The sequence below is a fragment of the Pilosibacter fragilis genome, from assembly GCF_032490495.1.
In the GTDB taxonomy this organism is placed as follows: Bacteria; Bacillota; Clostridia; order Lachnospirales; family Lachnospiraceae; genus Pilosibacter; species Pilosibacter fragilis.
Window position 1 is genome coordinate 57,811 of sequence record NZ_JAVYJB010000008.1, and the last position, 23,056, is coordinate 80,866.

Below are 23,056 nucleotides of genomic sequence, written 5' to 3' on the forward strand. Positions count from 1 at the left end.
ATTGAAGAAATATTATGAGGAAGCGAAATATAATGCGGCATTTGACCGCTGTGTGGATGTTATGAGCCAGATGCTCCAGAAATATGGACATCAGGTTTTGGATAAATTGGAACAGGACGCTTCGCAGGAAGTGGAGCATTCCGAGGAAAGTAATCAAGCGCAGCCTTTGACGGATAAGGCTGCGTAAAAATTTACAATTTACACGTTGCGTACTTGTTGCGGATATGCTATAATATGTACGCAACGTGTATTTTTGCTTTTAGGGAGATAGGCAGATGGATTGTAAAAACAGAATTATAAAGTTGCGGGAAAGCACGGGATTAAACCGGAAGGACTTTTGCAAGTTGGTTCATATCCCATACCGGACGATGACCGAGTGGGAATTGGACAACCGCCATGCACCGGATTATGTGCTGTGGCTTTTGGAGTATTATATCCGTAACGAAGGACTTGTGGTAAAAGAAATGAACGAAGGAGGTGGCGATTCTGAAAAAGAAACAACTTAAATGTTATCTATATACGAGAGTGTCCACCTCCATGCAGGTTGACGGGTACAGTTTGGATGCCCAACGTGACAAGCTGCGGAAGTATGCGGCATACGAGGATATGATCGTTGCCGGGGAGTATTCTGACGAAGGATTTTCCGGCAAGAACATCCAAGGACGGCAGGAGTTTCAACGGATGCTGAATGACATCCAGGACGGCAAAGATGATGTTTCTTATGTGTTGGTCTTTAAGCTGTCCCGATTTGGCAGAAATGCAGCGGACGTTCTGAACTCTTTGCAACTCATGCAGGATTTCGGTGTCAATCTGATCTGCGTGGAGGATGGCATTGACAGCTCCAAGGATGCAGGAAAGCTGATGATCTCTGTGCTGTCTGCGGTGGCAGAGATTGAGCGAGAAAATATCCGCACACAGACAATGGCAGGACGTGAGCAAAAGGCTCGTGAGGGCAAATGGAACGGCGGTTTCGCTCCATATGGATACAAACTGGAAAATGGAAACCTTGTCATTGCAGAGGATGAAGTGGAAGTAATTCGTGTCATTTATGACCGCTACATTCACACTAATGAGGGTGTTGCAGGAGTTGCAAAATATCTGAACCGCAATGGTTATACTAAGAAACTAAGACAGAATAATACCATTCCGGGATTTTCAAGAGATTTTGTGAAAAATGTATTGTACAATCCTGTTTATATGGGAAAGATTGCTTACGGCAGACGAAGAACAGAAAAGAAACAGGGTACAAGAAACGAGATGCACGTGGTTGAGCAGTCGGAGTTCCCGGTTTATGAAGGACAACACGAAGCTATCATTTCCGAAGAGGATTGGTATCTGGCACAGGAAAAGCGCAAGATCAATTTCTTTAAGAGGGAAAAGGTTAACAATCCAGACCACGCACACATCCTGTCCGGTATCTTGAAATGCCCATGCTGCGGAAAGAGTATGTACGGCAATATCGCCAAGGCGCACAGCAAGGACAAGAAAACACGGTATTATTACTACTGCAAAAATACGGTTACACCGACAGGGCATGAGTGCAGTTTCCGTCTGAATATCGAGCAGACGGAAATCAACAAATTTGTGGCGAAGGTTATCTCCGCTATGGTCAATAATCCACGGTTTGTAGAAGCGATTCAGGCGAAAATCGGAACAGCAGTTGATACAGAAGATATGGAACGGCAGATTGCTGTCCTACAAGGGCGGCTAAAGCAAGCCTTTGGAACGAAAAGCCGCTTGGAGCGTCAGATGGATACCTTGGACATCAATGATGCCCACTATGACAGAAAGATTTTGGACTTGCAGCGCCGCTATGATGAGCAGTATGATACCATAGAGGAAATCGAAGTTCAGATTGGCGAATTGCAAAGTCAGATCCGCAGCATCCAGCAGGAGAAGATTTCCGGAGACAATATCTATCGCTTGTTGCTGGCATTTGATGAAGTCTACCATTCCGCAACGGAAGCGGAGCAGAAGGAGTTTATGAAGGCCTTTATCGAGCGAATTGAGATGTTCCCGGAGAAAAGGAAAGACGGAAGCTGGATAAAGAAGATCGTATTCAATTTTCCTGTGCCTGTTGATGGTGAGGAAGTGAAAGAACTTCCCTTGGAAACTGAAACAACTGTCGAGACTGTTGTCCTTTTGGGTAGGAAAATGGTCGATGATAGGAATATTGAATATGAGTATGTTGATTATGAGCCTAAAGATAACGAATATATGCGTAATACAAAGGGTTCAGCAACGTATGCAGAGATAAAATCATGGATAAAGGAACAGTATAATGTTTCTGTATCGAATCTGTATATTGCACAGGTGAAAGATTCATGCGGATTTGAGAAGCGTGAAAACTATAATACAGGTGCGGAAGGGCACAAGGTGCCACAATGTCCTGATGAAAAGCGTGAGCTGATTATGGAAGCATTTAAGCATTTCAGGATGATATAAATTGTAATACTGTATAAAAATTCAGTGAGAGAAGATGGAGATTGTATCTGTCTTCTCTTTTTTTGTATGTGTGAAAAAAATTTTTTTAAGCTAAAAAGCCTGATAAATGAACAGATTTGCGAAAGAACGTGTTTCCATTGTGTAGGAAAGCCTTGCAAATAGAAGGACATCAAGAATAAACTCATGGAAAAGGGAGTACCGGAAGGAGAAATTGCATTTATCCATGATGCGAATACAGAACTGAGAAAAGCGGAGCTGTTTGCAAAAGTAAGAAGCGGACAGGTTCGTTTTTTATTGGGTTCCACAGCAAAAATGGGAGCCGGAACCAATGTGCAGGACAGGCTTATCGCACTGCACCATCTGGATGTGCCGTGGAGACCTTCTGACATTGAACAGCAGGAGGGACGAATCTTACGACAGGGCAATCAGAATGACAAGGTTAAGATCTTTCGTTATGTTACGGAAGGTACGTTTGACAGTTACTCCTGGCAGCTCATAGAGAACAAGCAGAAATTCATCGGCCAGATCATGACCAGTAAATCCCCGGTGCGAAGCTGCGAGGATGTGGATGAAGCGGCACTTTCCTATGCAGAGGTAAAGGCACTTGCCACAGGCAACCCATATATCAAGGAAAAGATGGATCTGGACATTCAGGTATCGAAGCTGAAACTGATGAAGGCGAACCATACAAGCCAGAAATACCGTCTGGAAGATAACATTACCAAGCATTACCCGCAGCAGATCGCTATTTTCAAGGAGCGGATCAATGGTTTTACTGCGGATATGCAAAAATATGAGCAGAATAAGCCATTAGATAAAGAACAGTTCTCTATAACCATCGGGGGAAAGGCATATACCGATAAAAAAGAAGCCGGAACTGCCATCATTGCCATGTGTAAGGAAATCAGGGGCATCAATGCCAGTGCCGATGTGGGGGAATATCTTGGATTTAAGCTGAATGTGACCTTTGATTCTTTCAACAATAAATTCGTGATGAATGTCAAAGGTGCCATGAGCCATCCGATGGAAGTCGGCGCTGATCCCCTCGGCAATATTACCCGTATCAACAATGCACTGGAAGCAATGCCGGCACAGCTTGAGGAAGCACAGACGAAACTTTCCAATGTGGAACATCAGCTGGAAACAGCGAAAGCAGAGGTAAATAAGCCGTTTGCACAGGAAGCGGAGCTTAGTGAGAAGCTGGATCGTCTGACTGCCCTGAATGCTCTTCTGAACATGGATGAAAAGGGGAATGATGCGATTGGAATGGACGAGGAAGGGCAGGAAGCAGAACCGGAAAGAAAACTTGCAGACCGACCAGCAGAACGGACTTCATTGAAGGGGAGACTCACCGAAATGAAGGCAAGGGTGTCCGGGATACCTGCAGGAAGGGATGCAGTGGATAAGACAAGAGGAAATGAAACGATACGATAGAAAAATGTTTATGGAAAATTCAGTTGATTCCGCACAGGCTCTCGCTTATAATAATATTAAGGCAGAGAGCCTTTTGAGGAAATAGAAAGGTGCTATGCACAGTACAAAAGGAGGAATGCCGACTTGAATACAGAAATAACAAATGCTGTGAATGCAGCGGGAGATAAAGCACAGTATGATGCCCGTGTCAAAAGGATATTAGCACAAAAGAATATTCTGGCACATATTTTGGTAAAGACAGTTGACGAGTTCAAGGGAATGAAGCCGGAGGATGTAGTAACATACATTGAAGGTGAACCAAAAGTTGGGATTGTACCGGTTGAACCAGGATTGACGAATGTAGAAAAAATAGATGCCACTGGGCAGAGGATTGTTGGACTAAATACAGAGAATGCCGAGATCAATGAGGGACTGGTCAGATTCGATATTATTTTTTATGTCCGCATGAAAAATGGTCTTTCCCAGATTATCGTGAATGTCGAAGCTCAAAAGGATGAACCCGACAAATATAAGCTATTAAATCGGGCAATCTTTTATGTGAGCAGGCTTGTCTCTTCACAAAAAGAGAGAGATTTTGTAAACACGAATTATGATGACATAAAACAGGTATTCAGCATTTGGATCTGCATGAATATGGATTGCAACAGCTTAAGCCATATTCATCTTACGAAGGATGAGATGCTGAGTCCATATGACTGGAAGGGCAATATGGATCTGCTGAATATCGTTTTAATTGGAATTACGAATGATATTCCAGATCATGAGGAAAAATATGAAATGCATCGTTTGATTGGTGCACTTCTCTCAAGCGAATTGAAAGAGCAGGAAAAACTGGATATTATAGAACATGAGTATAATATCCCAATCAGCAGTGAATTTAGAGAGGATGTGAGAATTATGTGTAATCTGAGTACAGGAATTGAAGAAAGAGCCACAGAAAAAACGAGTGAAAAATTTATTATGAATATGTATAAAAAAGGTTATACATTAGATCAGATCGCAGACGTGGCAGAAACCAGTGTGGAGGTTGTGGAAGCAATCGTTAAGAAGAAAGAACCCGTGATGGCATAAGTAACAAGTAAATACCAAAGAAACAAGCAGTAGATCAGTAAATGATTTGCTGCTTTTTCTTTTATCAAGGCAGTCCATTGTGGGCTGCCTTTTATCATGCAAAAATGGAGGTAATCTATGACAGATAATCAGACAGAAAAACAAAAAGTACAGGAACTTACAGACAAGGATGTGGAGCTTACTATGATGGATGCGCAGAAAGGGATTGATGCATTGCAGGATTCGGAGACAGAAATCAATAAATCACAGAAACAGCAAGAAGCTTCTGATGCACGAAAGGCTGCACAGTTACTCCATGGAAGTATGGATAAATATGGCATTTACCAGTTAAAGAATAATCCTGAACTGGATAAGTTCCGCTTTGAAGGAACGGAAAGTCTGAAACGTATGGGAATCACCAAGTATAATTTTGATACCATAGTGCCGGAGAATTATGAACAGGTGTATATGGGGGAATTGTCTGAATTCCGGGGAAGGACGCAGGGGGAAACACTGGAAGCCATCTATACGAAGTTCAATAATGACCACCCGGCAGACTACAAGGCACATTCTCTTTCTGTCAGTGACATTGTGGTACTGCATGAAAACAGAGAAAACAGCGCACATTTTGTGGATACGTTCGGATTTACCGGTCTGCCACAATTTCTGCATGAACTGGAAGAGAAAGCAGAAGATCTTACGGTCACATTTACTGTGGCAGAGTGTGGAGAATTTCATGGCATCGGAGCATATTATAAGGATATTCCAACCATTGAAGATGCTATCCGGATTTACCGGAAAATGGATCCGGCACGGTTAAATGGAGTTCCGGCAATCGGAGTGAATCTTCATGTAGAGGGAACCGACTGCCTGGAGGATGACCAGGTGGATCTTCTTACCGGAAAGACGATTGATGTAGATTTTCTCAACTATATGCCGGATGTGAGAGATCATCCGAGCGTGCAGGACGCTATTAAAAAGCTGGTAGAAGCATTCCCGGAGAAAGAGGTCAATGACCGGGAAACGAAAGAGCAGAAAATACAGGCACTTGCGGGAGAACTTGACCGGTTATCCTATGAGATGGATCCTTATGAGTATAGCGATACAGTATCGGATCAGGAAGCGCAGGTGCAAAGGATCGCAGAAGATATACGCAATGGAAACATCGGACATTTGCGGAATTTTTTGCAGACTTCCATAGAAGAAGGCACCGATGAGAACAGTGAGCAGAGAGCCAAAGAGCTGCTTGTAAAACTGGCAGAGTACAAGCCGCTTGCGAAGGTCGAGGAAATGGAAGAGCAGAATTATAACATGATTGACAATGTGCTTAACAATGGTGTGGAAAAATTTAATCGTAAAGAAGATAAGCAGAAGCTGCAGCAGGGTCGCATATCGTTGAAAGAGCGTCTTTGCACAAAGCAATGTGAAGTTTCGGAAAAACAAGTCAGAGATCCGCAGGATCAGAATAAAGTTAAAAAGAATAGCAGGGAGATGTAGACAATTAGTTTGGTTACTTATGTAGGTCAGAATATCTCTGTTACCGAAACTTCCACATCATTCTATAACGAAAGACAGAAAGTTCAGGTAAGCCTTTCAAAGGCAGACATTATTGAACCAGTATCCGGTCACGGAAAAAGGAAATATAAATTCAAAATAACTCAAAAACTTGACTTTTAACATTGGCTAAGTTAAAATAAAACAAATTAAGTTAAAAGGAGAATGAGAAATATGCTTACAAGCGTATTCGGGATTTCTATAAAATATGAAGCATGGAATCATCAGGATTCTTTGCCTGTTTATATTGCAGGGAGTTATGATTTTCATACAGCATATATTGGAAACAGACGCTGTATAATGCTTGCTCCAACAGAAGAACTTGCCACACTTCCGGCATTGAAAAAACAAATTGTAAAAATACAGCAGATTGATAATGTGCCAGTCGTATTTGAACTTACAACGGTATCAAATTATCGAAGAAAAAGCCTTATAGAAAATAATATACCATTTATTACTGATAAGCAGGTCTTTCTTCCTTTCATTGGGACAATGCTTTCTGATGAAAAAGAACCCCAAAAGCTGACGAGTAAGTTTGTTTACTCCACGCAGCAGTTGTTTTTATTTTATCTGTACAGTAAGAAAAAACGATTGTATACTTCAGAAGCCGGAAAAGTGCTTCCGTTTACAGCAATGACCTTGACCAGAGCAGTGAAGCAGTTGGAAACGACAGATTTGTTTCTTGTAGCAAAAGACGGTGTCAATAAGTTTATTGAGTCAAAATATAAGCGAGATGAATTATTTGAAAAAGCAAAAGTATATTTGACGACTCCTGTTCGAAAAACAGGATATATAGATAAGACGCAAGTTACAGAAAATATGGTCTTTGCAGGGGAAACAGCACTTTCTAAAAAAACAATGCTAAATCCAAGCCGAGTTGTTACCTATGCAATTAGTGAGAAAGATTATGATAAAGCCTTGCTGACTGATGAATTGATAGACCCGGATAAACAGGTCAGCCTTGAATTATGGGCATACAACCCAAAACAATTTTCAGAGGATAACAGTGCTGATGATATTTCACTTGTTTTATCTTTTACAAATACAAATGATGAAAGAATTGAAGAAGCAGTAGATGAATTGCAGGAAAGAAGGTTGCATGAGTAATGGTCAGTGGATTTACAAAATTTAAGGAAAGATTTCAAGGTTTTGAAAATCAATATGTCATCATCGGTGGGACGGCGTGTGATTTGATTATGGAAAATGAAGAATTACCATTTCGTGCTACAAAAGATGTAGATATTGTATTGATTGTTGAATCCATAACAGCGGAGTTTGGCAGGCAGTTTTGGGAGTATGTCAAAGAAGCAGGATATGAGCATTTGAATAAAAGCACTGGAAATGCACAGTTTTATCGTTTCACATCTCCGAAAAGTAAAGAATATCCATATATGATAGAAATATTTTCCAGAAATCCGGATTTTATTATATTGGAAGATGATGCAGTTCTCACTCCGCTTCCGATCGATGATGAAATATCCAGTTTGTCGGCAATCCTTTTAAATGAAGCATATTATGAATTGTTAAAAACCGGACAAATGATGGTTGATGGCATTCCGGTATTAAGTCCGACTTGCCTGATTCCATTTAAGACGAAAGCATGGCTGGATTTAAAGGAACGCAAGTTGAATGGAGAGCAGGTCGATAGCAAAAACATAAAGAAACATAAAAACGATGTGTTCCGATTAGCACAGTTAATCACAGCCAATACAAGGCAAGTCCTCAGTCCGGAAATAGCAGAGGATATGAAAAAGTTCTTATCTGAAATAGCTGATGAAACAGTGGATTTAAAGTCCTTGGGTATAAGGGGAACAGATAAGAAGAAAATGACAGAAATGCTATACCAGTGTTATGGGTTGAAGGATAATACATAGTAAGGAGTGGATTGCCGGAATTTGCTGCTTTTTATTTTTATCAGGGTAGTCCATAGTGGACTGCCTTTTGTTATACAAAATGGAGACAATCAGGGAATCCGTAAAAAGAGGCATGGGCGGCGCAATTTACGGTATTGCAAGTGTTACTATATTTGTTAGATTTTTACAAATATACCCTGTACACAAAAATTTCACTTGTAATCTGGCAGGATATCGGCTACACTTTACGCATTCCAATCTGATAGGAGGATAAGAAAGAGTATGAGAAAGAAATGGATTTTTACCGGAGCGGCATTTGCACTTGCAATGACCCTGACCGGATGCAGAGATAATGCAGCGGCAAGTATTCCGTAGCAAAGCAGCCAGGAGCAGACGAAGGAGCAGACACAGATGATCCCTATGGAGGAGGCACAGGAAGCGGCGTTAAAAGCAGCGGATATTGAAGCGGCAGATGCAGACATTTCAGCCACGACCTTAAGTGAGGTGGCGGGAGTGGCCTGCTATAAGGTGGAATTTACTTCCGGAGAGTATGCCTACTCCTACACGATCAATGCAGAGACAGGAGCTGTCATGGAAATGAGCAGCCAGGAACAGAATGCACAGGCTTCCGGGACACAGACGGAGGTAGCAGACTCCGCTGCCCCTGCTCCGGCACAGACCTCAGCCGCTGCTCCGGCACAGAATGCAACAGGTACCGGAACCGTGGATGAAGCAGCAGCACAGAAGATTGCACTGGAGCATGCCGGAGTGAAGGCAGCGGATGCAACGATCACCAAGTCAAAGCTTGATTATGAAGACGGACGTCAGGTATATGACATTGAATGGTATGCAGGCGGTGCCAAGTATGACTATGAGATTGCGACAGACACCGGAGAGATCATCAGCTCCGCATATGAAGAAAAAACGATGGGAGCAGACAGCAGGAACGTTACGGTCAGTGAGGCAGATGCAAAGAAAACAGCCCTTGACCGTGTAAGCGGTGCAACAGACAAGGATCTCTATGAATGGAAGCTTGATTATGATGACGGACGTCCGGAATATGAAGGAAAGATCATCTACGGTGGAACGGAATACGAATTCACGATTGATGCATCGACCGGATCCGTAATGGAGTGGGATGCTGAGAAGGTCCGTTAAGACAGGAGAAGTAGTTGCGTACAAAGATTATCAATGAGCAGTTAACAGATTTATTCTATAACTTTATCGAGATGGAAGACCGTATTGCGGCCAATGACCGGTATGCAGACTTAAACAGCTCGGATATGCGGTTTTTGTCCGCCGTAGGAAAAGGGAGCCACCCAAGGACCATCACCCAGGTCGGTGATTACCTGCGTGTCGGGAGACAGACGGCACACCATGCATCCAGCAGCCTCATCCGGAGAGGATATCAGAACCTGCGGAGGCAAAGCGTCTGCTCATCTACCGTGGCAGGGGCTTACAGGGAGCGAAGACCAAGGCATACCGAAACGGATATAAGGGAGCCATGTATCCCTGGGAGGCTGCCAGACCGGAGTACGGGGAGACCACCCCGGAAAGAGGCATGGCAGATCCGCAGACAGGGGAGAGAACCGCCATCTATACCGGGAAAAAGGAACTGCATATCTCAGCAGATATCAGCCATGCCGTATGGAAATATTATCAGGCTACTGGTGATGAAGAGTTCATGAAGCAGTGGGGCGATGAGATCATTCTGGCTACTGCAGTATTCTGGGCAGACCGTGTGGAATGGGACGAGGATGGCAGGGTATGCCATATCCGTGATGTGATCGGACCGGATGAGTACAAACAGCGGTTGACGGACAATACCTATACCAACTACATGGCACGGAATAACCTCCGCCTGGCGGTGCAGATCGCAGAAAGACTGGAAAAAGAGGATCCGGAATATCTGGAAGAGCTGAATAACCGCTGGGAGATCTGTGAGATGCTGCCAAAGATCCGCAGGGCGGCGGAAGGAATATATCTGCCGCCTGTGGGAAAGGATGGCATCCTTCCCCAGTTTGCCGGTTACGGGAAGCTGCAGGAGATGGATCTTAGCTACTACAAGAGCTTTGGAAAAAACGCAGCCGCCGAAATACGGAAGGAACATACCGTTATGGAGCTTGAGAGCTTCCGGGTGCATAAACAGGCAGACCTCGTCCTGCTATTGCAGCTGTTCCCGGAACTCCCGGAAGAAGCCGGTGGGACACAGCGCAGGCAGGTACGGGAGAAAAACTACGAGTTTTATGAAAAACACACGCTCCATGAAGCATCCTACAGCTTTGCCACCCATTCCCTGATGGCAGCTTCCTTGGGAAGGACACAGGAAGCCTATGAGCTGTTCCGCCAGTGCTGCGATGTGGATCTGAGCTCCGATGGAGAGAATGCACCGGCAGGAATCTATGCAGCCTGCATGGGCGGCATCTGGCAGTGTGTGGTAGAGGGCTTCTGCGGGGTACGGATCGAGGAAGATGCCCTGCGGATCGATCCCTGCCTTCCCGAAACGTGGGAAAGCGTGAAATTCCGCATCTGTTACCGGAAAAGCACCCTGGATATCAAGGTAACGAAGAATGCGCTGACCGTCAATAACAGGAGCAGCCACCCGGTACCGCTTAGCTTCCGTGGGGAAGCGGTGTGCCTGGATGGCACCGTGAGCAGGATCTTCCCGCTCCATTCCCCGGAATAAAACAGCATGACAGAACGCAGACAGGAACAACCTGTGCACTCTAAGGAGTGTACAGGTTGTTTTGCTTTGAACACTGCTCATGCGCAAAGAGTCCGCAGGCAAACTCGTTATTGCTGGAAAAAGGATAGGAATCCACCATCCGGTATACCATAATGTGGACAGGAAGACCCGGGTAGAACCGGACGGAAGGAGACTGGTGAAAATGACAGAAATCGGAGAAGAGACACTGAAGCAGTACAGGGGATATCTGGCGGATCGGGAAAAAAGCATCGCCACCATTGACAAATATCTGCGGGATATCCGTACCTTCCTGCAGTGGATGGGAGAAAACCGGAGCATTACCAAGGAAAAAGTGATCGCCTACAAGGCATGGCTGCAGGAGCATTACAAAACGAGCAGTGCAAACAGCATGCTGGTAGCCCTGAATGGATTTCTGGACTTTATGGGAGAAACGCAGAGCCGGGTGAAGACGGTAAAGGTACAGAAGCAGATGTTCCGTTCCACAGAAAAGGAAATGAGCAGGGCAGAATACAAAAAGCTGATCGAAAAGGCTTACCGGATGGGACGGGAGCAGACCGCACTCATCATGGAGACCATCGGAGCGACCGGGATCCGGATCAGTGAATTGAAATATATCACCGTAGCCGCTGTGAAAAGCGGGAAAACAGAGGTTTCCTGCAAGGGAAAGAAAAGACAGGTGTATCTGGTGAAAGAGCTGAGGGAGAAGCTGCTCAAATACTGCAGAAAAAAAGGGATCTGTAAGGGAAGTGTGTTCGTCAGCCGCTTCGGGAATCCACTGGACCGCAGTAATATCTGGTCGCAGATGAAAGCCATCGGTGCCGCAGCCGGAATCTGTCCGGATAAGGTATTCCCCCATAACCTCCGCCACCTTTTTGCCAGGGTGTTCTGGGAAAAATGGAAGGATCTTTTTTACCTGGCGGATATACTGGGACACAGCAATGTCAACACGACCAGGATCTATACCATGACCACTGTTAAGAACCATGGAAGACGGATGCAGGTGCTGGGATTAGTAACATAAGCTTACCGATCAGGTCTGAATCAGAGCGGAATAAGAGAAGAATCAGAGCAGATGTGAGAAAAATCGGGGCAGAAAAACAAAAATACCACATAATCTGCATTATGTGGTAGGAATCGTATCCAAAAGCTGTGTCTATACATAATGGTATGTTTCCTTACCTGGAAACATTGTCCAAAAGTACTATAATTTCTCTCTGCGATTCATATATACCAAAAATAAATTTGTATGTCAATGATATAATTCGACTTTTTTCGCAGAAAATTGTGCAGATCTGATACAGAATCCGTAAAGGATCTATTTTCACAATACGTTCACTGTATAAAACGTATTTTTAAGGCGTTTTGCATAAGACAATCCCTGTCTGCTTCTACCACATAATGCAGATTATGTGGTATTGACCGGAAATATTGCCCGCATACAATTTTGTCCCCAATATTCGGCAGCTTGTCTTTGCATGGAGCAGATCGTTCGCTCAGTGGCAGTCCACAGTAACAGCCCTCCGTTATGAATAATGTGTGTAAAAGAATTGTGTAACAGAATTCTCCTTTAAAATGTTCCCCTTCCCGGATTTTTTCGGGGGGGGCAAACATTTTGTAACGAAATTCAGTACAAAACGAAAGACGTGATGATGCGTATGGAAGGAAAGGAACATCTGAACAGGATCAGCAGAGAAACGGCAATGCAGATTGCCGGCAGAGAGTTACCCCGGGTAGAAAAGATCCATTTATGGGTTTTTCCTGCTCTTTCCTATGAAGAAGGAATTCCGGTGTACCTTCTGAAAGCGTATGCCGACCTGACTTCTTACGATATCATCCTGGATGCAAGGAATGGAAACATTATCAAAAGGACAGAACGCTGTCTGTAAGGAATGAAAATAGATACTTAAGGATAAAACGGAAAGGAAACCAGAATGAGTGAGGAAACCAGAAAGACTGCCAGAGTACAGGCAGGGGAAGAAGCAGTGGAGACCGTGAATGAAAAGACCCTGATGGATCAGCTGGATTCGATGAAAACAGCATTCCGTGGTTATGACAAGGAAGCTACCTGCGAACTGCTGCAGACGCTCATCCGGTCGATGGAGACAGAGAAGAAGGAAGAACACCGTGTCCTGCTCCAGAAGAACCAGAGACTGGTGAAAGAAAAGGAAGCACTGACCACGCAGATGGCAGAGCTTCTGATGAAGGTGGACTCCCTGGAATCGGAAAACCAGCGGATGATGGAACAGCAGAATACCATGCAGAAGAAATATGAGGAGCTGGCAGAAAAGCTGAGCAGGATTTCGGAAAATGCCATTGAACGGGAAACCGAGCTTTCCGCTTACCATCTGCGGGAACAGCAGATGAAGGAACGGGAAGCTGCCCTGTTAAAAATGGAGTCGCAGAAAGAAGCGGAGCTGGAGCAGATAAAGAAAGAGTTCCAGGAGGGGCTGGAGGCAGAGAAAGCAGAAATCCTTGCGCAGGCAGAAGAGGAAGCGGAAGGGGTAAACAATCGGGCAGAGCAGCTGCGGAGGAAGTTACAGGACTTCCGGCAGATCATCAATGTGATACTGGACTTTGACCCGGAAAACGGGGTGCAGACAGACTCTTTGGAAAGTGCAGGAGTACCGCATGACTGAGCTGGAATTTGAACTGGAGTTTAAGAAACGGAAACTGCAGAAACGAAAACAGCGCAGGATGGAGCTTCTGATCATCGGTGCACACCTGGGCGTGGTACTTGTACTGCTCTACTGGATGTTTGGCATCGGCATGGTACACGGCAGATCCATGCGCCCCGCTTACCGGGATGGAGATCTGTTTCTGTACCAGAGACGGCTCTTTCGGGAGCCGGATTATGGAGATGTGGTGGTCATCCACAGGCAGGATCTGGAACGGGACATTGTAAAGCGCATTGCAGGCAAGCCGGGAGATGTGATCGATCTGGATGACCTGGGACACCTGACCAGAAATGGGGAACGGGCAGCGGAAACGGAAATCCTGTTCGGGGAACAGGACAGGGATGACTGGATCACCTTGCCCTATACCGTACCGGAAGGATGCTACTTCTGTCTGGGGGATAACCGCCCGAGGTCAGAAGACAGCAGAGAGCTTGGAGCATTCCGCAGGCGGGAGATTACCGGGAAGGTTCTCGCACAGTTCCGGCTGTCATCGGTAAAGTGACCATTCGGGAATCTGCCCGGAGCTTTCGTACAAAAGAAAAATACCAACATGAGAAATAAGGAGAACGGCATGGAACTGTTGAAGGAGGATGGCTGTATCGGCGAAAAGGCATTCCATGGGGAAAAGGAGTGCTTTTTCCAGCCATTTTACAACGTGGAGAAAAAGAGGATCTGGGGAGCGGAAGCCCTGTTCCGTCTGAAGGATAAAAACGGCAATTACTACAACATGGATCAGCTTGCAGCAAAAGCGGAAGAAGAAGGATGGATCGCTGAGATCGACAGATGGGTGTTCCGGGAAGCCTGCAGAAGGATCCCGGAGCTGAGAGCCTACGGACTTAAGAGGATCAACATCAACTTATCCCCGGAGGTCTGTGAGGTTCCGGAGACCGTACCTAACATCATGCAGATACTCAGAAAGTATGAAGTATCAAGAAGTGAGGTCTGCATGGAGATCACCGAGATGTGCAAGGTCAGGAATGCAGAGAATTTCAGCTGCATGGTGGAACAGCTGAGCAGCCAGGGGATCCGGCTGGCGTTAGATGACTTCGGCAAAGGGGAGAGCAACCTGCTTCGGCTGTCCCAGATCCCGTTCCAGACCCTGAAGCTCGATAAGGAACTGGTCTGGGAAACGGAGGGAAGCAGGATGGCAGAGGATCTGGTCGAAGAGATAATCCGTATTGCACACCGTCATAACATCCAGGTCACGGCAGAAGGAATTGAGACACTGGACCAGGCGAGAACCCTGGCATCCTGGGGATGTGATTACCTGCAGGGGTATCTCATCGCACCGCCTCTCAGCTATGGGAAGCTTCTCACCTTCCTTAAGGAAAACGGAAAAAGGAACTTCCTGGAAGAATAAATAAGGATAAGAAGGAGAAACCGATGAAAAAGGAAAACAATGGATCAAGACCCCTCAGGGAGGAACTGAACAGTTCTGCCGTATCCGAGCAGAATGCAGCCGCATCCCCGGAACTGGCAAACCAGGCACAGATCTTAAAAGAACTGACGGAACATTTTCAGGTACGCAAAGGTACCTGTTGATTTTACATAGATTTTAATGAATACGATGCAAAAGGAGAGAACGTATGAAAAAGCGTAAAGGAAAGACGAAACGATGGCTTGCCGGAATCCTGTCGGCAGTGCTGGTAATCGGATCCATCAATCTTGTGGATGCTTTAGAAGGAAGTAATGGGGAAAGTGCACTGTATGATGCACCGGAGCTTACCATCACGCAGGGAGCCACAGACTATGATCTGATGAAAGACATTACCTATGACAGCAGCATGTATGAACTGGCTGTAGTGAATGATGGCGGATTTGATGTCAATACCGTGGGAGACTATGAGGTAACCTATTCCCTGACTTCCAAGGATGATGGAACGTTGGAGCCGGGAGATTCGGGGGATGCTTCCAATTCGGATAATGAAAACAAAGACCAGAACAGTGGAGACAATCAGGGAGGGGATAACACCCAGACCGGCGATAACTCTGATAATGCGGGTTCTGATAACGGATCCGACAGTTCTGACAGCAGCAATGGAGGAGACAGTGCGGATGCCGGACAGGGAGATACGGGTTCTGACAGCAGCAATGCAGAAGACAGCATGGATGCCGGACAGGGAGATACGAACTCTGACAGCAGCAATGCAGGAGACAGCACGGATGCCGGACAGGGAGATACGAGTTCCGACAGCAGCAATGCAGAAGATACTGCAGATGCGGTCAGCGGAGAGGATGCAGTACAGAGTGAGGAGAATACCGGAGATACCGGTGTACTGGGTGTATCCAGGCCGAGAACGGGTGTAGATATGAGCTATCAGTCAGAGCCCGTGGGTGCGGAAGCCGTTGATGTAACAAAAGGGGATGACACCAATACCGTTGATACGCAGGAAAAGCAGGTCATCACCTTTACAAGAACGGTTCATGTAGTAGCGGCTTCTGAGGACAAAGAACCCGTGTATGTAGCACGGGAACTGGTGCTGACACAGGGAGAAGAAGACTACGACCTGACAGATGACATTCTTTATGATGACGTAAAATATACACTGGAAGTAGTAGAACTTGGTGGTTTCGATATTAACAAGATCGGCTCCTACGAAGTGACCTATTCCCTTACACCTGTGACAACAGAAGAGACACAGGGAAATGGACAGGATGACACACAGGATAACCAGGTCATCACATTTCAGAGAACGGTTACTGTGAAAGCAGCCGTGGAAGAAACCGGGGAGTTTGAAGTTCCGGAACTCTACCTGGAGCAGGGGCAGGAAGACTATGACCTTGCGGCAGGACTTGTTTATGATGAAAATAAGTACAAACTGAATATAAAGGATGATGGAAATTTTGACATTATGCTTTCGGGAGAGTACAAGGTGACATTTGTTCTTAATCCGCTGGAAGAGAATCCGGATTCTGAGAACAATACAGGCGATGCGGATACTTCTGATCCGGATCAGACGGATGGAGATCAGAGTGAAAAAGTACTTGGCGCTACCCGGAGTATGGACAGCTCTGCTGAAAATGCAGATGATAAAACAGAAAACAAAAATACAGAAGATAACAATACAGAAGATAACAATACAGAAGATAATAATACAGAAGATAATAATACAGAAGATAACAATACAGAAAATGATAATGTAGAAGATAAGAAAGAAGAAAATGACAATACAGCCAACACGGACCAGGCGGAGGATACTTTTGTAATCCCGGATGGAATTACTACCTTCACCAGACGTGTTGTGGTCACACCGGGAATCGCATTGTTATCAGCCGGCAATACCATCAACAATAATTATCCTTGGTCTCCTAATATGACCGATAGCAGTGTCACACTGAGTGCACCGAAAGATGATACCTATGCGGGAACTCCGGTATTACAGTGGACGAATACAAACACCCTTGGAAAAGCTGATATAACGGACAATTCCTGGGAGAATGTTCCTGGCGTAACGGTAGTAAACAAAAATGTTACCCTGTCAGGGGCTAGTCTTGTAGATGGTAAGTGGTATCGTTTTAAATTTAGTGATGACGATTATAGCGAAGCTGTGAGGCTAGTATCTTCGAATGGTGGGGGATATAGAGGTGGTCAAAAATGGCCTCTTTCTAAACAATTTTGGAACTTTAAATGGTCATCCTGGTATATTTCTAATGATAACGTTATGTATACACCGTCAAAGACGGGTTTTGTAAGCAAATGTGGTTTTGATATTTGCTTTTATTATAATGGGTATTGGAATGCTACTTCTTTCAAAGGGGAGTGGTCTACAATTACTACATCCACGGCGGCTAATGAAATTTCCATCTATGACGCACAAACGCATTTTAAAAGTTCTCCTATCCGTTTTTACTTTGAAGACTATACGATATTTTTAAACATAAAACCAGCGGATAAAGCTTATAGCATCGCTACAGATATTTGCCTGGGGAATAAATCGAATATTGGAACATATTATGACTCGCTTAACATGAGAGCTACTGATAATAGAAAAATACATCAGTTTGATTTTGTGGGTAAGCAGCCAGATGACCCCTATCAGCCAAATCAGATGACAATGGTAGTAAAAAGTTACACAGAATTATGCAAATGGGCAGCAGAGAGACATAACGATGCAGTTTTTTTTAAGAATAATCCTGTTGTGGAAAGTTCACAAGATGCAGGCATCTCTCTGAGCTGGGAAAATCAGAATGATATTTTAGTATCTATTTCGCTGACAACATTAGAAAATAGCTCCATTGTTATTCAAAATGTCAAGTTTGAATCCGGAAATGGAACTTTCACAGAGCCAGGCAAAAAGCAGGAGTATCTGTTTTTTGATAATGAAGTGTTGGGAACGCAGCAGGTATACCCTCCTGTGAAAAACACCAACAAGGTAATTGAGAAGATCCCTGCTGTTAGACCAAATAATAATGCTGAAAAATTCCAAGGATGGAAATTAGCTGTTTCCGGTACTCCGGATGGTGATATTGATCTCAATAAGCTATATACTGACGATGAAGTGGCAGCGCTGAAGTATAAGGATGTTTATAAGACCATGACCTTTACGGCACAGTATGGTGAGGAACAGGCACAGATCTTTACAGGAGGGACAACAGCAGCCAAGAAATATGCTTCTGTTGAACAGGCTTTAAAAGATGCTGCATCCGGTGACACGGTCAGGATCATTAAAGATGGAAAAATAACCCCAACCACGGCAGACGGCGTAGAGGCAGCAAAGGATGTTACGTTAGAGCATTATAACGATGCCACCAGATTCTATAAGACGACAGTTTCCTCGAAGATTGCCGTGGATGAGGACAGCGTGGTAACCCTGATGGATGGAAAACTAGAGCTTTCTGCAAATGCATCCGTTAAGGTACTCAATCCGACCGATGGGCAGACTTATCAGGTAACAGCTCCAGACTGCACTTCATGGGTAACTGTAGACGATAAGGATAAGGGAGACTCCCCTTATTTTATGGGAGAGGCGGATGGAACTGTAAAAATAGATGCAGTGACCTATTCGTATCAGAATCTGAGTCAAAATAAGCTGGCAATGGTTTACATTCCACAGGGAATGAAAAATAATGATCAGGTAACAAAAGCTGAAGTCGCAGCAGATCAGCAGGCAACCATTGAGGTGGACGACACGAATTCAGTAGTATTGAAAGGAACTGGATCTCAAGGCAATACCGTAACTGTTGAGAGGCGTACAACTGATTCGAAGGTGGATGTAAAACTGCCTTCAGGCGCACAAGGTACAATCTTTGGACATGCCGTAGGGGCAGCTCCGGCAGGCGGCGTAACAGTCAGCCAGAGCAGTGCAGAAAATACAGGATATCCGGACAGGGATTATATCGTAATAGCTGTTGCGGGAGAGAAAGTCACAGTAGATGGTATTGAATATGTTGCAACGGAAAACAAGCAGAAGTTTTATCTTGGAACATTTAAAGCAATCGTAACCATAGGAAGCAATGCTGAGATTACAAGTGGTAAGGAGCAGACTGATGTTGGTTATTTAAAAACTTATACTGTAAAAATCAGTCCAAAAGCAGATTATGATCTGGATCAGGACAACTTTATCGTTACTATGAAGGAAAGCGATACAGGGACTGTTAAGAATTTGACATTTGCAGATGTGTGCAGGGTAGATCCGGCAGATGGAAGCATTACAGTTACGATTCCAAATGTCAGTGGAGACATTACAGTGAATGCTGCGGCAAAACGGCAGATGACAACCTTAAAAGTAACAGGTCTTGCAGCAGGAAAGGCAAAGGGAAGCTTCAAGGCGGTAGATGCATCTGGTAATGAATACAAACTGGAGCAGGATGGCAGCATCAATGTAAACCGCAATGAGGAACTCACCCTTATATTTACGCCAAATGATTTTTCAAATCCTTATTATTCAGATCTTACCGGGGAGAAGGGAGAAAGTTTCTCTATCCTGACAGCATTGAAGGAGACAACAAACAATAAAGATTTATTTGCAGGAGCAAAAACGTTTAACTGGAAAGAAAAGAGTTATGAATTAAAGTACACACCGACAACTTCAGATGTGACACTGGAAGCTGTATTCACACCGTCCCATATCGTACATGTTCATGTGACAGGTGGTACGGCAGAAGTGAAAGATACAGGGCTTGTAACAAAAGAATCAGGTGCGGACCAGTTCCAGCATGTCATTGTGAAAGACAATGAAACAGTAGAGCTGGAGTTAAAAGATACAACAGGAACAGCCACTACTTATAAAAAGGCATATTGGAGCAACGTGGATGGCAGTGATGATACCGATGTATCCAATCAGGCTTTCACAGGAAATGGAACAAGCTATACTTACACAACACAGGCGGTAGGCAAACCACAGGCATTAAATATTACATTTGAAGAGGGACAGACCGTAGATGTAAAAGTGACACATGGAAAACTTGTGACTGGAAATGATGGTGTGGCGTGGAATGATAAAGGAAACAGTACATACCAGACGATTGTGAAGAATAATGGAGCATTGAAGGTCAATATTAAGCCAGAGGATGGTTACGGATTAAAGAGCATTACGGTTAATAATGTGGCAATTGATATTGATGCGGCAATCAAGAGTGGGGAAATCACATGGGATGGTACAACGAAGACCTATTCCCATACATTCGCAAAAGTTTATCAGGCATGGAATGTTACGGTGGACTTTGAAAAACTGCATGAGATCGTTTTTCAAGATCAAAAGGGCAATATCTTAAATAAGACAGAGCATATTACAGTGATTGATGGAGATACGATTCCGGCAGCAATCTTTACCAAAATGCAGGAAGAAGCAGATAAGTCAAAGGCTGAAAATGAGAGCCTCTTTGTATGGGTTGATAAAACAGACAGAACAAAGATCTATAATGAAACAACTGTGATGACTGCACAGACTGCGGATGTCGTGAACTTAATCTCGGTATACCGGATGAACGTGATCAAGGGGGCAGATGGAAGCGTTATTGCAGCAGATGATTTTGTCATTCATGTGAACGATGTCAGAAAGCTTACGGACACAGAGGCAGTGACACTCGCAAATGTGACTGCTTATGATCATTCCGGTTCAGACATCAGTAATATGGTGACTGTGGAACAAACAAAATTAGAGGAATTAAAGAAAAAGACTAAGGGAACATATGTGGATGCTTTGACCTTTATGATTGCAGCATCAGGATTGACGACAGGCGTAGAAGTGGAAGTGACGGATGATAATCCGACCATTACGGGAAAGACTGCATATACGCTGACTTTCAAGGGAAGAGCAAATGAGACTTATAAGTATCAGGAGCTGGATGCCCAGGGAACCCCGACAGGTAATGTATCAACCATACTTACGGATGGGGATGGAAAAGCAACCATCACAGGCCTGAAGAAAGCAACACCATATCAGATCAGTCATAAGAAATATGGTTCTGTAAACGGCAAAACAGCCCTCGTGGATGCAAAAGATATCGCAAAGCAGTTTGCGGATGACGGTGACCAGACAACGACAAATGGAAAAACCGATAAGGATGAGAAAGCATCTAATAATAATGTAGATGTTGTAGTGGATGCTGACGGCAACTACAAGGTCATCGTGAAGAAAGACATCGACCACACAGTTGAGATCCCTGACACATGGGGTGAGGTCAAGATCGACTTAAATGATAAGACCATCACAGGTGACAAGGCAGATGATAATAATGAGGCAAAACCGGGACTGGAATTTGTCAAGGATGTTAACAGCAACGAACATCCGGGAACGAATCTTGAAATCGTAAACGGTACGATCAAAGGTGGAGACGGTTCTGCTAAACATCCAGATGGAGCAGCCGGTATCGGAGCCAGTGGTGATACAGCAGATGCCGGACTTATCATTGGAAACAATGCAAACGTGATTGGTGGTAACGGTGCAAATGGTACCGAAGGCAAAGATGGAGGAAATGGTGGAGCCGGTATTGACGGTAACGGCAAAATCACTCCAACAGTCAATGGAACTGTAACTGGCGGCAATGGCGGTAAAGGCGGAGATTCTGCAGTCGGTATCCCTGGCAATGGTGGAAACGGTGGAACTGGAATCAGCGCAGACAATAAGACCATCACCATCAATCCCGGTGGAACCGTCAAAGGCGGTGATGCAGGAAGCGGCGGAAGCGCAACAGGAGGTAACACGAATCCTGGTGGCAACGGCGGTAACGGCGGTACAGGAACCGAGACCACACAGCCCGGAAAGACCGATAATAACGGTGGAACAACATCGGGTGGAAATGGCGGAGACGGCGGAAACTCCAACAACGGCAACGGTGGAAACGGAGGAAACGGCGGCAGCGGCTCCACAGGGGAAAATAATAACAACGGCGGCACCAGCAGTGGCGGCAACGGCGGAAATGGCGGCGACTCTGACAAGGGTAACGGCGGATCCGGCGGTAATGGAGGAAGCTCAGGCGAAACCGGAGGAAACGGTGGTAACAACACCGGCGGCAACGGTGGAAATGGCGGAGATTCCAACAGCGGCAATGGAGGATCCGGCGGAAACGGTGGAGACTCCAACAGCGGCACCGGAGGAAACGGTGGAAATGGCGGAGACTCCAATAACGGCACCGGAGGCAACGGCGGAAATGGCGGTGGCTCCAACAACGGCACCGGAGGCAACGGCGGAAATGGCGGTAACTCCAACAACGGCAATGGAGGAAACGGCGGAAACGGCGGAGACTCTAACAGCGGAAACAATGGAAACGGCGGCAGCTCCGGCAGTAACGGTAACAGACCCGGCGGAAATGGCGGCGGCTCCAACAATGGCAATGGAGGAAACGGCGGTAACAACGGCGGAGGAAACGGCGGTAACAACGGCGGAGACAACTCTGGAAACAACGGTGGAGACAACTCTGGAAACAACGGTGGAGACAACGGCGGCAATAACGGCGGAGATAACTCCAATAACAATTCCGGAAGTACAGGTAACACAGGTAATACACCAGATGCAGGTAATACAGCCGGCAATGATTCCGGAAATAATGCCCATAAAGGAAATAAAGGAAACAGTACCGGCAACAGTAATGCCGGACAGAAGGATCCGGCAGAGGATGACAGCCTGAACGATGCTGCGGATGAAAGCAGCCTGACAGGTGATGCAGATGGCAGCGATGCAGACGGAAGTGATGCAGATGGCATACAGGAAGAGGAGAGCATCCATGCAGACAGCGACAGCGTTGAGAATGGTACGGACAGTGACAGCCATATACCGTTTGGTGAATGTGGTTTCCACTGGATCCCCATTGTATGGCTCCTTGTAATCCTGGGTTATACCGTAGTACGTGTGAAGAAGCTCCGTGATGAGTCGGAAGAAGCCTAAGGAGGAAAACAG

General features: G+C 45.2%; 18 protein-coding genes. All 18 read left to right on the forward strand.

The features are described from left to right. The first annotated feature begins 1 nt into the window (after nucleotide 1). The 18 genes from ABCW45_RS09355 to ABCW45_RS09440 all read left to right on the forward strand — a co-directional run bounded on the left by ABCW45_RS09355 (nucleotide 2) and on the right by ABCW45_RS09440 (nucleotide 23,044). Entirely contained in the window at nucleotides 2-187 is a 186-nt protein-coding gene (locus ABCW45_RS09355) for a hypothetical protein (RefSeq protein ID WP_117484572.1), read from the forward strand. Nucleotides 188-275: 88 nt separating this feature from the next. Beyond that, on the forward strand, nucleotides 276-506 hold the full coding sequence (locus tag ABCW45_RS09360; protein WP_040894231.1) for a helix-turn-helix domain-containing protein: 231 nt from the start codon (nucleotides 276-278) through the stop codon (nucleotides 504-506). Next, on the forward strand, nucleotides 478-2,445 hold the full coding sequence (locus ABCW45_RS09365) for a recombinase family protein (RefSeq protein WP_485020647.1): 1,968 nt from the start codon (nucleotides 478-480) through the stop codon (nucleotides 2,443-2,445). The genes ABCW45_RS09360 and ABCW45_RS09365 overlap by 29 nt, the downstream gene beginning before the upstream one ends. A 183-nt stretch (nucleotides 2,446-2,628) precedes the next feature. Next, nucleotides 2,629-3,879: a hypothetical protein gene (locus tag ABCW45_RS09370; RefSeq protein ID WP_343220710.1), complete on the forward strand. Its 1,251-nt coding sequence runs from the start codon at nucleotides 2,629-2,631 to the stop codon at nucleotides 3,877-3,879. 123 nt (nucleotides 3,880-4,002) lie between these two features. After that, complete coding sequence (locus tag ABCW45_RS09375) at nucleotides 4,003-4,950, forward strand: hypothetical protein (protein WP_117484570.1); 948 nt, start codon at nucleotides 4,003-4,005, stop codon at nucleotides 4,948-4,950. 117 nt (nucleotides 4,951-5,067) lie between these two features. Beyond that, nucleotides 5,068-6,426, forward strand: coding sequence for a YodL domain-containing protein (locus ABCW45_RS09380; RefSeq protein ID WP_117484569.1), 1,359 nt, complete (start codon nucleotides 5,068-5,070; stop codon nucleotides 6,424-6,426). Nucleotides 6,427-6,435: 9 nt separating this feature from the next. Beyond that, nucleotides 6,436-6,606, forward strand: a complete 171-nt coding sequence (locus tag ABCW45_RS09385) for a hypothetical protein (RefSeq protein ID WP_165860058.1) — start codon at nucleotides 6,436-6,438, stop codon at nucleotides 6,604-6,606. A 51-nt stretch (nucleotides 6,607-6,657) separates the two neighbouring features. After that, complete coding sequence (locus tag ABCW45_RS09390; protein ID WP_015554928.1) at nucleotides 6,658-7,590, forward strand: hypothetical protein; 933 nt, start codon at nucleotides 6,658-6,660, stop codon at nucleotides 7,588-7,590. Next, nucleotides 7,590-8,357, forward strand: a complete 768-nt coding sequence (locus ABCW45_RS09395; protein WP_117567912.1) for a hypothetical protein — start codon at nucleotides 7,590-7,592, stop codon at nucleotides 8,355-8,357. Before ABCW45_RS09390 ends, ABCW45_RS09395 begins: the two co-directional genes overlap by 1 nt. 390 nt (nucleotides 8,358-8,747) lie before the next feature. Then, entirely contained in the window at nucleotides 8,748-9,494 is a 747-nt protein-coding gene (locus ABCW45_RS09400; RefSeq protein WP_343220711.1) for a PepSY domain-containing protein, read from the forward strand. Between the two features lie 247 nt (nucleotides 9,495-9,741). After that, nucleotides 9,742-11,022, forward strand: a complete 1,281-nt coding sequence (locus ABCW45_RS09405) for a glycosyl hydrolase family 65 domain-containing protein (protein ID WP_343220746.1) — start codon at nucleotides 9,742-9,744, stop codon at nucleotides 11,020-11,022. Nucleotides 11,023-11,224: 202 nt separating this feature from the next. Further along, complete coding sequence (locus tag ABCW45_RS09410; RefSeq protein WP_181968083.1) at nucleotides 11,225-12,064, forward strand: tyrosine-type recombinase/integrase; 840 nt, start codon at nucleotides 11,225-11,227, stop codon at nucleotides 12,062-12,064. Between the two features lie 634 nt (nucleotides 12,065-12,698). Beyond that, nucleotides 12,699-12,929, forward strand: a complete 231-nt coding sequence (locus ABCW45_RS09415) for a PepSY domain-containing protein (RefSeq protein WP_147326504.1) — start codon at nucleotides 12,699-12,701, stop codon at nucleotides 12,927-12,929. A gap of 45 nt (nucleotides 12,930-12,974) precedes the next feature. Further along, the gene (locus ABCW45_RS09420; RefSeq protein ID WP_343220712.1) at nucleotides 12,975-13,679 is read left to right on the forward strand and encodes a hypothetical protein; all 705 of its coding nucleotides are present in this window, start codon (nucleotides 12,975-12,977) and stop codon (nucleotides 13,677-13,679) included. After that, entirely contained in the window at nucleotides 13,672-14,220 is a 549-nt protein-coding gene (lepB, locus tag ABCW45_RS09425; protein ID WP_117469893.1) for a signal peptidase I, read from the forward strand. The genes ABCW45_RS09420 and lepB overlap by 8 nt, the downstream gene beginning before the upstream one ends. A gap of 69 nt (nucleotides 14,221-14,289) precedes the next feature. Beyond that, nucleotides 14,290-15,078, forward strand: coding sequence for an EAL domain-containing protein (locus ABCW45_RS09430; protein ID WP_343220713.1), 789 nt, complete (start codon nucleotides 14,290-14,292; stop codon nucleotides 15,076-15,078). Between the two features lie 23 nt (nucleotides 15,079-15,101). Continuing rightward, on the forward strand, nucleotides 15,102-15,260 hold the full coding sequence (locus ABCW45_RS09435; protein WP_181968492.1) for a hypothetical protein: 159 nt from the start codon (nucleotides 15,102-15,104) through the stop codon (nucleotides 15,258-15,260). Nucleotides 15,261-15,304: 44 nt separating this feature from the next. After that, nucleotides 15,305-23,044, forward strand: a complete 7,740-nt coding sequence (locus tag ABCW45_RS09440; RefSeq protein ID WP_343220714.1) for a hypothetical protein — start codon at nucleotides 15,305-15,307, stop codon at nucleotides 23,042-23,044. Nucleotides 23,045-23,056: the final 12 nt, after the last annotated feature.